A 14,507-nucleotide genomic window follows, 5' to 3' on the forward strand; every position below is an offset into this window, starting at 1 on the left:
GGGCAAAGCCCCGGCCATCAAACAGAAGTTCTACCAGCGCCCTGCAGCATCCTGGTCACTCTGCTTGCCTTCCACCCAGCGCGGCCCGTCCTGGGTATTTTCCTTCTTCCAGAACGGCGCCCGGGTCTTCAGGTAGTCCATGATGAAGTTGCAGGCATCGAACGCCGCCTGCCGATGGGCACTGGCCACACCGACAAAAACGATCGGCTCACCCGGCTCCAGCGCACCGATGCGGTGCAGCACCTCGACCTTGAGCAACGGCCAGCGCTGCTCGGCCTCGACCACGATCTTGGCCAGGGCCTTCTCGGTCATGCCCGGGTAATGCTCGAGGAACATCCCCGCCACATCCCGACCATCGTTGAAATCGCGCACATAGCCAACGAAACCGACCACGGCACCGACGCCGACGTTGGCCGCATGCATGGCATTGACCTCGGCCCCCGGGTCGAACGCCCCGTGTTGCACTCGCACTGCCATGTTCAGCCTCCGGTTACCGGCGGGAAGAATGCCACTTCATCACCCTCTTCCAGCGGCTCGTCGAGCTTGCACAGCTCTTCATTGCGCGCACTCATCAGGTTCTGTTCGGCCAGTACTGCGTACTGCCCGCCCTTGGCCACCAGGGCCTGGCGCACATCGTCGACCACCTTGAACTCGCCTTCCAGGCGCTCGGCATCGATGCCCAGCAGCTCGCGGTAACGGGCGAAGTACATCACCTTGACCTTCATCACGCCTCCACCTTGTAGTGCCCGCTCTTGCCGCCGACTTTTTCCAGCAGGCGCACCTGCTCGATGACCATGCCCTTGTCCACCGCCTTGCACATGTCGTAGATCGTCAGCGCAGCGACGCTGGCGGCGGTCAGTGCTTCCATCTCGACGCCGGTCTGCCCGGCCAGCTTGCAGCGGGCGACGATATGCACCGCATCTGCGCCGTCGGCGCTCAGTTCGACCTTGACGCTGGTCAGCATCAGCGGGTGGCACAACGGGATCAGGTCACTGGTCTTCTTCGCCGCCTGGATACCGGCAATACGCGCCACAGCGAATACATCGCCCTTGGGATGCTCGCCGTCGACGATCATCTGCAAGGTCTGCGGCAACATGCGCACCCGCGCTTCGGCCACGGCCTCGCGCTCGGTCACGGCCTTTTCAGTGACGTCGACCATGTTGGCGCGCCCCTGGGAATCAAGATGAGTCAGCACTGCTCTGCTCCTGTGAAGGGAACAGAGAGTGTAAACCCGTGGGTCAGGTTTGAGCAGTGGAATGTGTCGGCAGGTCAGGCCTCTTCGCGGGCACGCCCGCTCCCACAGGATCTCCACTGCCTCGAATCAAGTGGAAGTCCTGTGGGAGCGGGCGTGCCCGCGAAAAGGCCGGGCAGCGATCTGCCCGGCTGAACAGCTTTACAGGTGAGACTCGGCGTACTCGGCCAGCACCGAACGTGGCACACCCTGCAGGGTGATGTGCACGCCATGGGGGAAGTCCTTGAAGCGCTCGGTCAGGTAGGTCAGGCCCGAGCTGGTCGCGGACAGGTAAGGCGTGTCGATCTGTGCCAGGTTGCCCAGGCACACCACCTTCGAACCAGAGCCGGCCCGGGTGATGATGGTTTTCATCTGGTGCGGCGTGAGGTTCTGGCATTCATCGATCAGGATCAGGCTCTGCTGGAAGCTGCGCCCACGGATGTAGTTCAGCGACTTGAACTGCAGCGGCACGCGCTCGAGGATGTACTCGACGCTGCCGTGGGTGCTTTCATCGTCCATGTGCAAGGCTTCGAGGTTATCGGTGATGGCGCCCAGCCAAGGCTCCATCTTTTCCGCCTCGGTGCCCGGCAGGAAGCCGATCTCCTGGTCCAGCCCCTGTACGCTGCGGGTGGCGATGATGCGCCGGTAGCGCTTGCTGACCATGGTCTGCTCGATGGCTGCGGCCAGGGCCAGGATGGTCTTGCCGGAGCCGGCAGCGCCGGTCAGGTTGACCAGGTGGATATCCGGGTCGAGCAAGGCGAACAGCGCCAGGCTCTGATGAATGTCCCTTGGCTTCAGGCCCCAGGCCTCCTGATGCAGCAATGGCTCCTGGTGCAGGTCGAGCAACAGCAGTTCATCGTTACGAATACCTTTTACCCAGCCGACAAAACCTTGCTCGTCGATGATGAACTCATTGATGTGCACGGCGGGCAGGTTGTCGATCATCTGCACCCGATGCCAGGTGCGACCACGCTCCTGGCGGGTATCGACCTTGCTGACCCGGTCCCAGAACGAGCCGGTGACCGAGTGATAGCCCTTGGAAAGCAAGGAAACGTCGTCGACCAGCTGGTCGGTGCTGTAGTCCTCGGCCGCGATCCCGCAGGCGCGCGCTTTCAGGCGCATGTTGATGTCTTTGGTGACCAGCACCACGTCCAGGTCGGTGCGCCGGGTCCGTACGTCGAGCAGGGTGTTGATGATGATGTTGTCGTTGAGGTTTTCCGGCAGCAACTTGCTGGGCTCGTTGCGCGGGCTCATCAGGATCGACAGGAACCCCTTGGGCCCGCTCTTGCCGCGCTGGATCGGCACGCCCTGCTCGACATCGCTGGGCGAAGCGTCACCGAGGGTCTGGTCGATCAGGCGGATGGCCTGGCGACATTCGGCGGCGATGGTCTGTTTACCGGTCTTGAGCTTGTCGAGTTCCTCCAGCACCGTCATCGGAATGGCGACGTGATGCTCCTCGAAGTTGAGTAATGCGTTGGGGTCGTGAATCAGGACGTTGGTATCGAGCACATAGAGGATTGGCTTGCTGGAGGAAGGGTTGCGTCCTTGGTCATCCATACTCGGTCACCTTATGTCGAAGCCACACGGCACGCTCTGTAGTGCGCCGCAGAGTGACCGCCGTTCTCCCCGTATCCGCGTTGCTACGGGCGGGAAGCGTACCTGGCAAGGTGGGGTGGATGACGCCACCTGTGCTGCAGGAATCGGCTGTCTGGTTTCTTCATACCGCAAAAACGATGACCGAAAAAAGCATTTTTACGAGATTTTGAAGTTTATTTTTCCGATTGACGAAGAGCGCTTGGCGGCAACGCCAGACGAGACTACAGTCAAAAGTCATACCCTCTATTCGCGATAAGCGTAATCACGGCAGCCTTCCCAGCCGATCCCGCTCTGCACCGTGTTGCGCAGCACCCACTCGACCGCCGGCTGCGCCTTGGGCAGGCTGTCGTGGAACTGGATCACCCCCTTTCGCCATAGCAGCATCAAGGTCACCACCCGCTGGGCCGAAGCGTCGGCAGTCAGCGGGCCATCATCCTGAGCGTCGATATCCCATAGCGAAACCCGCAGCTGCTGGCTGGCCATGAACGCTTCACCGTCAGTTCGGCGCTGGCCATAGGGCGGGCGGAACAGCGGCACGTATTGTTCCGGCAGGTCGGCCTGGACCCGCGCCTGGGCACGCCTGATCGAATCCTGCCAGCCCTGCCACTGGGCGTGGGAGCGATATTCCCAACCCTGAATGCCCACGCATTGGCCGGCGTAGAGCTGCGCCAGCGCATTGGCCGCGCCGGTATCACGCCGCTGCTGCAGGCGATTGCCCAAGACAAAGAAGGTGCCCTGCAGCTTCTGCTTGCGCAGGTACTCGGTGAGCGCATCGGTGCTGCCACCATCGGGCCCCGGGCCACCGACGAAGGTCAGCAGGAACATGCGGTCGTTCAGTTCATCGCCATTGCGCTCGCGACTGGACAGCCGTTCGACCTCGCTGCTGGTCTGCGGCAACAACGCGGCCTTGCGCAGTTGCTCATCCAGATAACGCATATGGAACTGATGGCTGGGCTCGATCCAACCGGTATAGAACGTGCCGACATCGGTGGCGAATGTCGCTGCCTTGGTGCGCAAGTCGGCCATGGACTCGAGCAGGTAGCAGAATGAGGCATCCTGCTCGCAGCTGCGCTGCGCCTGCTGGTAGCCCTGCCACAACCGCTGCCACATCTGCGCGCGCACGGCGCGGATCTTCTGCAGGTTGATCTGCCGCAGGCCCAATCGCGCTGCCAGCGCGCCATCATCGAGCAGCTCGCTTTCATGCAGCACCCGGGCAAACGACAGGATCTCGGCCAGCGAGGCGACGTCGAACAGCACCGGGCTGTCCAGCTGCTCGGGCCACTGGCTGCGGTCCAGGCTGGCCGGGGGCATGGGGGCAGCCTGGGCGGCCAGGCTCAACAAGGTGGCCAGCAAGGCCCCGGCAATGCGCACGATCGCTCTCTCCGTGACAGCCAAAACGCGCACTATAACGCCTGCTTCGGCGATGGTCTGTGACTATTGTCGCCATAGTTTGGCGTTACCGGCCGCGATCCGTAGAATTCCCCGCAACGATTTCAGGAGCCGACCCGATGCTGACGGTGATTTCCCCCGCCAAGACCCTCGACTACGACACCGCGCCGGTGACCGAGCGCTTCACCCTGCCGCAATACCTGGACGATTCCCAGGAACTGATCCTGCAGCTGCGCGACCTGTCGCCGGCGCAGATCAGCGAGCTGATGCACCTGTCCGACAAGCTCGCCGGCCTCAATGCTGCGCGCTTCGGCAGCTGGACCCCGGATTTCACCCCGGCCAACGCCAAGCAGGCGCTGCTGGCGTTCAAAGGTGACGTGTACACCGGCCTGGATGCCGAAACCCTCGGCGAGGACGACTTCAGCTACGCCCAGGAGCACTTGCGCATGCTCTCCGGCCTGTACGGCCTGCTGCGCCCGCTCGACCTGATGCAGCCCTACCGCCTGGAAATGGGCACCAAGCTGGCCAATGCCCGCGGCAAGGACCTGTATGCCTTCTGGGGCACGCGCATCAGCGAATGGCTGAACCAGGCGCTGGCCGACCAGGGCGACGACCTGCTGCTGAACCTGGCCAGCAACGAGTACTTCAGCGCGGTGAAACGCAGCGCGCTCAAGGGCCGGGTGATCAACGTCGACTTCAAGGACCTGAAAAACGGCCAGTACAAGATCATCAGCTTCTACGCCAAGAAGGCTCGCGGCATGATGAGCCGCTTCGTGATCCAGGAACGGGTCAACGACCCGGAGCAGCTCAAGCAGTTCGACGTGCAGGGCTACTACTACAGTGCCGAGCAGTCCAAGCCGGATCACCTCGTTTTCCTGCGCGATCATCCTGCCGAGTAAACCTGTAACGGCCTCTTCGCGGGTTTACCCGCGAAGAGGCCAGCAGCCGTAATCAATCCCTCCCGCCCTGCAATGGGGCAAGCTTCAAAGCGCCACTACGTCATTATCCCAACGCCAAAAAACCAACACCCATCGCTTTATCGCCAAACGCCATAAGACCGTTCGTACTTTTTTGACGAATTTTGAAAAATATTTTTTCATGGTGGCATAACAACACTTCGCTTCAGTCTCGTCCTTTATAACCGGGGGTGAAACTCTGCCGTGCTATCAATTTGAAAGTATTTACCACTGAAAAATTATTTAGAAATCTTTCATCGAAGCGGAACCCGCTCAGGAACTTCTGCTGCGACCCATCGCTCATAGTGCCGTAACGAATTTCCTGCCCATGGGGTGTGAGAGATGACTTACAGATGACAACCGGCAGGTGACTAACACCCGCCCCATAAAGTTAGACCGGTGCAACGGGTTCCCCCGAAGGCCCCGTCCATGGAGGACAGACGCGCCCCTTACAATACGTCCTAGTGGTTGATTTCAAAGGATTTTTCCACTTGAAAGAACAAGCACAGCAGTGCGCCAAGTAGCGCTTTGCAATAAAGACGGCTGCATTACAGGGCACGCCTTTTAAATACTGGCTAATTACTGCCAACTTTTAGTGCACAACTTTGTGCGCGACGGATTTATTCATGCCTGCGCTCGGCGAAGTGAGCAATTCGCCATGGGTCCGTGCGCCCGAAAACTGTTGTTAATCAACCCAGTCCGGCTCTTCCCGGAAGAGCTGGCGTGATAAACACATGAGGTGATAGCGATGCGTATCAGCATCTTTGGTTTGGGTTATGTGGGTGCGGTCTGTGCAGGCTGCCTGACGGCGCGAGGCCATGACGTGATTGGTGTGGACGTGTCCAAGACCAAGATCGACCTGATCAATCAGGGCAAGTCGCCCATCGTCGAACCTGGCCTGGAAGCACTGCTGCAACAAGGCATCGCCAACGGCCGCCTGCGTGGCACCACCGACTTCGCCGAGGCCATCCGTGCCAGCGACGTGTCGATGATCTGCGTCGGCACCCCGAGCAAGAAGAACGGCGACCTGGGCCTGGAATACATCGAGTCGGTGTGCCGCGAAATCGGCTACGTGCTGCGCGACAGCGAGCGCCGCCACACCATCGTGGTCCGCAGCACCGTGCTGCCGGGCACCGTGAAGAACGTGGTGATCCCGATTCTCGAAGACTGCTCGGGCAAAAAGGCCGGCGTCGACTTCGGCGTAGCCGTGAACCCGGAGTTCCTGCGTGAAAGCACCGCGATCAAGGACTACGACCAGCCGCCGATGACCGTCATCGGTGAACTGGACAAGGCCAGCGGCGACGTGCTGCAAGCCCTGTACGAAGAACTCGACGCACCGGTCATCCGCAAGCCGATCGAAGTGGCCGAGATGATCAAGTACACCTGCAACGTGTGGCACGCCACCAAGGTCACCTTCGCCAACGAGATCGGCAACATTGCCAAGGCTGTCGGCGTGGATGGCCGTGACGTGATGGACGTGGTCTGCCAGGACAAGGTGCTGAACCTGTCGCAGTACTACATGCGCCCTGGCTTCGCCTTTGGTGGCTCGTGCCTGCCGAAAGACGTACGCGCCCTCACCTACCGCGCCGCTTCCCTCGATGTACGCGCACCGCTGCTCGACTCGCTGATGCGCAGCAATGAATCGCAGGTGCAGAACGCCTTCGAACTGATCGAAGCCCACGACAAGCGCAAGGTCGCCCTGCTCGGCCTGAGCTTCAAGGCCGGCACCGACGACCTGCGTGAGAGCCCACTGGTGGAACTGGCCGAGCGCCTGATCGGCAAGGGCTACCAACTGGATATCTACGACGAGAACGTCGAGTACGCCCGCGTCCACGGGGCGAACAAAGAGTACATCGAGTCGAAGATTCCGCACGTCTCGTCGCTGCTCAACGCCGACTTCCAGAAGGTCATTGCCAACGCCGACATCATCGTCCTGGGCAACCGTGACGAGCAGTTCCGCGCCCTTGCCGAGCAAGCGCCGGCCGGCAAGCAGGTGATTGACCTGGTCGGCTTCATGAGCAAGCCGACCTGCACCACCAGCCGCACCGAAGGCATCTGCTGGTAAGTGCCAGGCCGGGCAGCGGAAGCCTCCCCACTTCCGCTGCCCACCCTTTCCCGAATTCTCGACGGATGCTGAACATGCAAAGGCTCCAGACAGTGCTGTTGCAGTGCGCCGGGTGGCTGCTCTACATGAGCCTGCTCATGCTGATCGCCCTGGCCCTGCCAGCCGATATCTTCGACTCGCAGTCGAAGCACTTCATCTTCCTGGTCGGCGCAGTCGGCATCTGGCGCTATTCCATGGGCGCCACCCATTTCATCCGCGGCATGATCTTCCTCTACGGCGTCTACCCGTACCTGCGCCGCAAGGTCCAGAAGATGGGCGATGCCGCCGCGCCGTCGCACGTGTACCTGATGGTCACCAGCTTCCGTATCGAAGCGCTGACCACCGCCCAGGTGTACAGCTCGGTGATCCGCGAGGCGATCGAATGCGGCTACCCCACCACCGTGGTCTGCTCGCTGGTGGAGATGTCCGATGAACTGCTGGTGAAGAGCCTGTGGGCCCGCTACAACCCGCCCGCACACGTCAAACTGGATATCGTGCGCATTGCCGGCACCGGCAAGCGCGACGGCCTGGCCTATGGCTTCCGCGCCATCTCGCGGATGCTGCCGGACGAAAACGCCGTGGTCGCGGTGATCGACGGCGACACCGTGCTCGGCGAAGGCGTGGTGCGCAAGACCGTGCCGTGGTTCAAGCTGTTCCCCAACGTCGGCGGCCTGACCACCAACGAGTTTTGCGAAGTGCGCGGCGGCTACATCATGAGCGAGTGGCACAAGCTGCGCTTCGCCCAGCGCCACATCAACATGTGCTCGATGGCCCTGTCCAAGCGCGTGCTGACCATGACCGGGCGCATGTCGATGTTCCGCGCCAGCGTAGTGACCAACCCCGAGTTCATCGCCGACGTCGAAAGCGACTCGCTGATGCACTGGCGCCTGGGCCGCTTCAAGTTCCTCACCGGTGACGACAAGTCCAGCTGGTTCAGCCTGATGCGCCTGGGCTACGACACCTTCTACGTGCCGGATGCCGCGATCAACACGGTCGAACACCCGCCGGAGAAGAGCTTCCTCAAGGCCAGCCGCAAGCTGATGTACCGCTGGTACGGCAACAACCTGCGGCAGAACTCCCGCGCCCTGGGCCTCGGCCTGCAGCGCCTGGGCCTGTTCACCAGCATCGTGCTGTTCGACCAGCGCGTGTCGATGTGGACCAGCCTGCTCGGCCTGACCGTGGCGGTGATTGCCAGCCTCAAGTTCGGCATGGCGTTCCTGCTGGTGTACCTGCTGTGGATCGGCATTACCCGCCTGATCCTCACCATCATGCTGCTGTGCTCCGGCCACAACGTCGGCCCCGCCTACCCGCTGATTCTCTATTACAACCAGATCGTCGGCGCGCTGATGAAGATCTACGTGTTCTTCCGCCTCGACAAGCAGTCCTGGACCCGCCAACCGACTGCCCTCAAGCGTGACCTCGCCAGTTTTCAACAATGGTTCAACACCTGGTCCTCGCGGACCATGACCTTCTCGGCTGCCAGCATCTTCGTCGCTGTGCTGTTCATGGTCGTGTGAGCCCAACCCGGATCGGAACTAACAGGAACAAACCCAGATGAATACCGCCGTGAACGTCAACGTCGTGCATGAGTCCGAAGCCCAGCGCCAACACGCCCGGGTGCGCATCCCGGCCAAGCTGCGCTTCCTCGACAAAGAGCGCCAGGCCCACGATGTGAAGGTCGACGACCTCTCCGCCGGTGGCCTGAGCTTCCACACCAAACAGCCACTGTCGGTTGGTGAAGTGCTGCGTGGTCGCCTGCAGTTCACGGTCGACAACCTCGGCCTGTCGATGGACATCGAGTTCCAGGTGCGCGGTTACAACAGCGGCAGCGGCCGTACCGGCGCGCAGTTCCAGAACCTCGAACCCCGCGACATCGCCACCCTGCGCCACATCATCACCACCCACCTGTCGGGTGAACTGATCACCGTCGGCGACGTGCTCAGCACCCTGCAGCGCGACAACTTCACCAAGGCCCGCAAGCAGAAGGACGGTGGCTCCGGCCTGTCCGCCTTCGGCCGCCTGAAGGCGGTGACCGTGACCCTCGGCGTGTTCGTGGTCGGCGTGGCCGCCTTCGGCTTCGTCGCCAAGTCGCTGTACGGCATGTACTTCGTCAGCCATGCCGAAGCCGGCGTGGTCGCCGTGCCGACCACCACCGTCACCATGCCGCGCGACGGCACCGTCAACAGCCTGGCCGAAACCGGTGGGCAGATCGTCAAGGGCGCGCCGCTGGCCAGCTTCACCACCAGCATGCTGGACATGCTCAAGGGCAACCTGGACGACTCGCAGCTGGAGCCGGCGAAGATCGAGGAACTGTTCGGCAAGCAGCTCTCCGGCACCCTCACCAGCCCTTGCGATTGCGTGGTTGCCCGCCAGCTGGTGGATGACGGCCAGTACGCCGCCAAAGGCCAGCCGATCTTCCAGCTGGTGCCGCGCACCACTACTCCGATGGTCGAGGCACGCTTCAGCTACCGCCAGTTCGACGAGGTCAAGCCCGGCACCCGGGTCAACTTCCAGGTGGCCGGCGAAGACGAAGTGCGTACCGGCCAGATCGTCAGCAGCGCCAGCCTCAACAGCGATGACCTGGCCTCCGACATCCGCGTGCAGATCAAGCCCGACAGCGCCATGCCGGCCGAACTGGCCGGCCGCCCGGCCGCGGTCAACAGCGACCGTGGCCCTTCGTTGAACTGGCTGATCGATAAAGCCGTGGCCCGCGGTCTGTAAGAGGATCCCGTGATGATTCCCCATAAGAAAAGCGCAAGCCTGGGCCTCTGCGCCCTGGCTGCGGCGGTCGCCCTGGCCGGCTGTGCGGGCCTGCCCGACCAGCGCCTGGCCAACGAAGCCCTCAAGCGCGGTGACACCGCGCTGGCCGAGCGCAACTACAAGGCCCTGGCCGACCTGGGTTACAGCGATGCACAAGTGGGCTTGGCCGACATCAAGGTCTCTACCCGTGACCCGGCGAAAATCAAGGAGGCCGAGGCCACCTACCGCGCTGCGGCTTCCACTTCGCCGCGTGCCCAGGCGCGCCTCGGCCGCCTGCTGGTGGCCAAGCCGGACAGCACCCAGGCCGAGCGTGAAGAAGCCGAAACCCTGCTCAAGCTCGCCGCCCAACAAGGTGAAGGCAACACCCTGATCCCGCTGGCGATGCTCTACCTGACCTACCCGCAGAGCTTCCCCAAGGTCAACGCGCAGCAGCAGATCGACCAGTGGCGCGCCGCCGGCAACCCGGAAGCGGGCCTGGCCCAGGTGCTGCTGTACCGCACCCAGGGCACCTACGACCAGCACCTGGGCGACGTCGAGAAAATCTGCAAGGCCGCGCTGAACACCACCGACATCTGCTACGTCGAGCTGGCCACCGTGTACCTGAAGCGCGGCCAGGCCGATCAGCAGGCCGCCCTGCTCGGCCAGCTCAAGTCCGCCTATGCCCGTGGCGCGGTGCCGGCCACCCGGGTCGACAGCGTCGCCCGCGTGCTGGCTGACCGCAGCCTCGGCCAGACCGACGAGAAAACCGCCAAGGACCTGCTCGAACAGGTCGCCCCGGCCAACCCGGCGTCCTGGGTCAGCCTGGCGCAGTTGCTGTACGACTTCCCCGAGCTGGGCGACACCGACCAGCTGATGGCCTACATCGACAAGGGCCGCGAGGCCGAACAGCCACGCGCCGAACTGCTGCTGGGCCGCCTGTACTACGAAGGCAAGACCTTGCCCGCCGATGCGCTGAAGGCCGAGCAACACCTGCAGGCTGCCGCCGATGCCGGCGAAGTCAGCGCCCATTACTACCTCGGCCAGCTGTACCGCCGCGGCTACCTGGGCAAGGTCGAGCCGCAGAAGGCTGTGGACAACCTGCTGACCGCCGCCCGTGGCGGCCAGAACAGCGCCGACTACGCCCTTGCCCAGCTGTTCAGCGAAGGCCATGGCATCCGCCCGCAACCGGGCAACGCCTGGGTGTTCGCCCAGCTGGCCCAGGTCAACCCGACGCCACAGTCCAGCGAACTGCTGCAGCAGCTCGACCAGCAACTCACGCCTGACCAGCGCAGCCAGGCGCAGAGCCTGCTGGCGCAGGAAAAGCAGGCCCGCGGCAGCATGGCGCCGATCAACATGGCACAGCGCGCCAACAGCACCCTGGCCCTCGAAGCCCTGCAAGACGACGAAAAAGAAGTAGACGGTGAGGACTCGCTATGACGCTCAATCCCTTCGTGAAAGCCGGCATCGGCCTGAGCTTCGCCCTGCTGTGGTCCTGCCCGACCCTGGCGGACATGACCGCCCAGAAGAACTTCGGCCTGGATGTGAAAATCACCGGCCAGTCGGAAGACGACCGTGACCTCGGCACCCGCCCTGGCGGCGACGTCAACGGCCTGGGCCTCGACCTGCGCCCGTGGGTCTACGGCGAGCGCGGCAACTGGAGCGCTTATGCCATGGGCCAGGCGGTCACCGCCACCGACACCATCGAAACCGACACCCTGCGCCAGAACGACGACGGCACCAGCACCGACACCGCCGCCGATGGCCGCAAGCAGGACAAGAGCTACCTGGCCATGCGCGAGTTCTGGGTCGGCTACAGCGGCCTCACCGCCTACCCGGGCGAGCAACTGCGCCTCGGCCGCCAGCGCCTGCGCAGCGACGACGGCATGTGGCGCGACACCAACATCGAAGCGCTGAACTGGACCTTCGACACCACCCTGCTCAAGGCCGACCTGGGCGTGGCCCAGCGCTTCAGCGAGTACCGCACCGACCTCACCGAGCTGGCCCCGGAAGACAAGGACCGCACCCACATCTACGGCAACGTCGCCACGCAGTGGACCCCTGGCCATTGGGTGGGTGTACGCGCCCATCACACCCATGACAGCGGCAGCCTGAAAAACCCAGGCGAGACCGTCGACGCGCTGGACAAGACCCGCACCGGCGACCTCACCTGGCTGGGCCTGGAAGCCAACAGCGACGCCTACAACTGGCGCAACGACCACACCGTCAACTACTGGGGCAGCGTCACCTGGCTGACCGGTGACCGCGACACCCTCAGCAGCCAGACCGTCGGCGACCAGACCGTGGCCACCGGCAAGCAGAGCGGCAACGTCAACGCCTGGGCCACCGACCTCGGCATCCGCCTGCGCCTGGACCCGCAATGGCAGGTCGGTGCGGCCTACGCCCGCGGCAGCGGCGGCGGTGGCGACGACGGTTCGAACAACTTCGAGCAGACCGGCCTTGAGAGCAACCGCTCCAACTTCACCGGCACCCGCTCGCGCGTACACCGCTTCGGCGAAGCCTTCCGCGGCGAGCTTGGCAACCTGCAGGCGGCCACCCTGTTCGCCTCCTGGCAGCTGCGCGACGACTACGACGCCAGCCTCATCTACCACAAGTTCTGGCGCGTCGACGGCAACCAGAACATCGGTTCCAGCGGCATCAACGCGGTGGTCGACGACAACGGCGTGAACCGCCAGCTGATCGATGGCGAAAAAGACCTCGGCCAGGAAATGGACGTGGTCGTCACCAAGTACTTCAAGCAAGGCCTGCTGCCGGCTTCGATGAGCCAGGCGATCGACGAGCCTTCCGCCCTGGTGCGCCTGCGTGCCGGTGTGTTCAAGCCGGGCGATGCCTACGGCAAGGAAGCGGACTCGTACATGCACCGCGCCTTCGTCGACGTGATCTGGCGCTTCTGAGGCCGGGAGACCCCTGATGAACCTTCATCCGCACATCCGTCACAGCCTCCTGGCCAGCGCTTTGCTGCTGGCCAGCGGCCTGGCTGTCGCCGCAGAGCCCCAGGTGATCGCCAAGGAGCTGCAGCAGGCCAAGACCTACACCGTGGCCAGCGCACCGATCGAGCCGCTGCAGATGGACCCGCCAAAGCTGCCCGACCTGACCGGCTACACCGCCGAAGCGGTGCAGAAGAAGATCGACCGCCGCCTCAAGGGCAAGGTCAGCGTGCGCCGCATGTTCCAGGAGGACACCCTCAAGGAATTCGTCGGCGGCGACAACAAGGCCGCCGAGTGGGTGCAGCGCCAGCACGGCATTCCCCAGGCGATCTTCATCGACGACGGCCATGTCGACCTGGTCGAGCTGAGCAAGAAGGTGCCCAAGCAGTACCTCAGCGAAGTCGAGCCAGGCGTGTACCTGGCGCGCCTGCCGATCGTGGTCGGGCAGAAGGGCATTCTCGAGATCGACGGCAAGGTCAAACAGCTGCGCCTTTCCCAGGAAGGCGGCGCGTTCCTGGTCAACGACGGCAAGCTGTTCGTCACCGACACCCAGGTAACTGGCTGGCGCGAGAAGGACAACGGCCCGGCGACCTTCCGCTCGCCCAAGGAATTCCGCCCGTTCCTGCTGTCGTGGGGCGGTACCGAGACCTATATCGTCAACACGAAGATGGCCAGCTTCGGCTATGCCAAGTCCAAGTCGTACGGCGTGAGCATTTCGCAGTACACACCAAACATGTCCCAGCGCATGGGGCGCCCGGAGCCGACCGGCTGGATCATCGGCTCGACGTTCAGCGACATGTGGTACGGCTTCTACTGCTACGAGACCCAGGACTTCGTGGTCAAGGACAACACCTACCACGACAACATCGTCTACGGCATCGACCCGCACGACCGTTCGCACCGCCTGATCATCGCCGGCAACACCGTGTACGGCACCAAGAAGAAGCACGGCATCATCGTTTCCCGTGAGGTCAACGACAGCTGGATCATCAACAACAAGAGCTACGACAACAAGCTCTCGGGCGTGGTGATCGACCGTAACAGCGTCAACAACCTGGTGGCCTACAACGAGATCTACCGCAACCACACCGACGGCATCACCTTGTATGAGAGCGGTGACAACCTGATCTGGGGCAACAAGCTGATCAACAACCGTCGCCACGGCATCCGCGTGCGCAACAGCGTGAACATCCGCCTGTACGAAAACATCGCCATGGCCAACGGCCTGGTTGGCGTGTACGGGCACATCAAGGACCTGTCCGACACCGACCGCGACATCGCCCTCGACCCGTTCGACACCAAGGTGTCGCTGATCGTGGTCGGCGGCGAGCTGGCGGCCAACGGCTCCGGCCCGCTGTCGATCGACTCGCCGCTGTCGGTCGAGTTGTACAAGGTGTCCATGCTTGCCCCGCGCAAGGCCAGCGGCATCAGCCTCAACGGCGTGCTCGGCGAGCGCCAGGACGAAATCCTCGACCTGCTGGTGCGCCAGCAGAAGGCCGTGCTGATCGACCCGGTCGAACGCCAGACCGAAATGATCGATTAAGGAA

The 14,507-nt window shown here is 63.1% G+C and carries 12 protein-coding genes; 7 read left to right on the plus strand and 5 right to left on the minus strand.

Annotated elements, in window-relative coordinates:
• Window positions 1–30: 30 nt before the first annotated feature.
• The 5 genes from moaE to J7573_RS02535 form a co-directional block, all read right to left on the minus strand.
• Window positions 31–477, minus strand: coding sequence for a molybdopterin synthase catalytic subunit MoaE (moaE, locus tag J7573_RS02515; protein WP_099815832.1), 447 nt, complete (start codon window positions 475–477; stop codon window positions 31–33).
• Window positions 478–479: 2 nt separating this feature from the next.
• Complete coding sequence (gene moaD, locus J7573_RS02520; protein WP_294325223.1) at window positions 480–725, minus strand: molybdopterin converting factor subunit 1; 246 nt, start codon at window positions 723–725, stop codon at window positions 480–482.
• Window positions 725–1,195, minus strand: a complete 471-nt coding sequence (moaC, locus tag J7573_RS02525; RefSeq protein WP_110635704.1) for a cyclic pyranopterin monophosphate synthase MoaC — start codon at window positions 1,193–1,195, stop codon at window positions 725–727. The genes moaD and moaC overlap by 1 nt, the downstream gene beginning before the upstream one ends.
• Window positions 1,196–1,393: 198 nt before the next feature.
• Window positions 1,394–2,788 carry a PhoH family protein gene (locus tag J7573_RS02530; protein ID WP_294325226.1) on the minus strand — a complete coding sequence of 465 codons (1,395 nt, stop codon included), beginning with the start codon at window positions 2,786–2,788 and terminating at the stop codon, window positions 1,394–1,396.
• Between the two features lie 282 nt (window positions 2,789–3,070).
• Window positions 3,071–4,198 carry a polysaccharide deacetylase family protein gene (locus tag J7573_RS02535; RefSeq protein WP_294325228.1) on the minus strand — a complete coding sequence of 376 codons (1,128 nt, stop codon included), beginning with the start codon at window positions 4,196–4,198 and terminating at the stop codon, window positions 3,071–3,073.
• Window positions 4,199–4,335: 137 nt separating this feature from the next.
• Here J7573_RS02535 and yaaA point away from each other — a divergent pair, with 137 nt between their 5' ends.
• From yaaA to algG, 7 genes are all read left to right on the plus strand, one after another.
• On the plus strand, window positions 4,336–5,115 hold the full coding sequence (gene yaaA / locus J7573_RS02540; protein WP_294325230.1) for a peroxide stress protein YaaA: 780 nt from the start codon (window positions 4,336–4,338) through the stop codon (window positions 5,113–5,115).
• Between the two features lie 805 nt (window positions 5,116–5,920).
• Window positions 5,921–7,237, plus strand: coding sequence for a UDP-glucose/GDP-mannose dehydrogenase family protein (locus J7573_RS02545; protein WP_079226607.1), 1,317 nt, complete (start codon window positions 5,921–5,923; stop codon window positions 7,235–7,237).
• A 74-nt stretch (window positions 7,238–7,311) separates the two neighbouring features.
• Window positions 7,312–8,793, plus strand: coding sequence for a glycosyltransferase family 2 protein (locus J7573_RS02550; protein WP_294325233.1), 1,482 nt, complete (start codon window positions 7,312–7,314; stop codon window positions 8,791–8,793).
• Window positions 8,794–8,830: 37 nt separating this feature from the next.
• Window positions 8,831–9,997, plus strand: coding sequence for an alginate biosynthesis protein Alg44 (locus tag J7573_RS02555; RefSeq protein WP_294325236.1), 1,167 nt, complete (start codon window positions 8,831–8,833; stop codon window positions 9,995–9,997).
• Window positions 9,998–10,009: 12 nt separating this feature from the next.
• A complete protein-coding gene (gene algK, locus J7573_RS02560) occupies window positions 10,010–11,452 on the plus strand; it encodes an alginate biosynthesis TPR repeat lipoprotein AlgK (RefSeq protein WP_294325237.1) in 1,443 nt (480 codons plus the stop codon).
• Entirely contained in the window at window positions 11,449–12,927 is a 1,479-nt protein-coding gene (locus J7573_RS02565) for an alginate export family protein (RefSeq protein ID WP_294325239.1), read from the plus strand. The genes algK and J7573_RS02565 overlap by 4 nt, the downstream gene beginning before the upstream one ends.
• Before the next feature lie 16 nt (window positions 12,928–12,943).
• Window positions 12,944–14,503, plus strand: a complete 1,560-nt coding sequence (algG, locus tag J7573_RS02570; protein WP_294325241.1) for a mannuronan 5-epimerase AlgG — start codon at window positions 12,944–12,946, stop codon at window positions 14,501–14,503.
• Window positions 14,504–14,507 lie beyond the last annotated feature (4 nt).

This window comes from Pseudomonas sp. (assembly GCF_017744435.1).
Classification (GTDB): Bacteria; Pseudomonadota; Gammaproteobacteria; order Pseudomonadales; family Pseudomonadaceae; genus Aquipseudomonas.

Coding starts and splice junctions, on each gene's coding strand:
- algK (WP_294325237.1), top strand. CDS start 10,010: ATGATTCCCCATAAGAAAAGCGCAAGCCTGGGCCTCTGCGCCCTGGCT.
- moaE (WP_099815832.1), bottom strand. CDS start 477: ATGGCAGTGCGAGTGCAACACGGGGCGTTCGACCCGGGGGCCGAGGTC.
- J7573_RS02565 (WP_294325239.1), top strand. CDS start 11,449: ATGACGCTCAATCCCTTCGTGAAAGCCGGCATCGGCCTGAGCTTCGCC.
- yaaA (WP_294325230.1), top strand. CDS start 4,336: ATGCTGACGGTGATTTCCCCCGCCAAGACCCTCGACTACGACACCGCG.
- J7573_RS02550 (WP_294325233.1), top strand. CDS start 7,312: ATGCAAAGGCTCCAGACAGTGCTGTTGCAGTGCGCCGGGTGGCTGCTC.
- algG (WP_294325241.1), top strand. CDS start 12,944: ATGAACCTTCATCCGCACATCCGTCACAGCCTCCTGGCCAGCGCTTTG.
- J7573_RS02545 (WP_079226607.1), top strand. CDS start 5,921: ATGCGTATCAGCATCTTTGGTTTGGGTTATGTGGGTGCGGTCTGTGCA.
- moaD (WP_294325223.1), bottom strand. CDS start 725: ATGAAGGTCAAGGTGATGTACTTCGCCCGTTACCGCGAGCTGCTGGGC.
- J7573_RS02555 (WP_294325236.1), top strand. CDS start 8,831: ATGAATACCGCCGTGAACGTCAACGTCGTGCATGAGTCCGAAGCCCAG.
- J7573_RS02530 (WP_294325226.1), bottom strand. CDS start 2,788: ATGGATGACCAAGGACGCAACCCTTCCTCCAGCAAGCCAATCCTCTAT.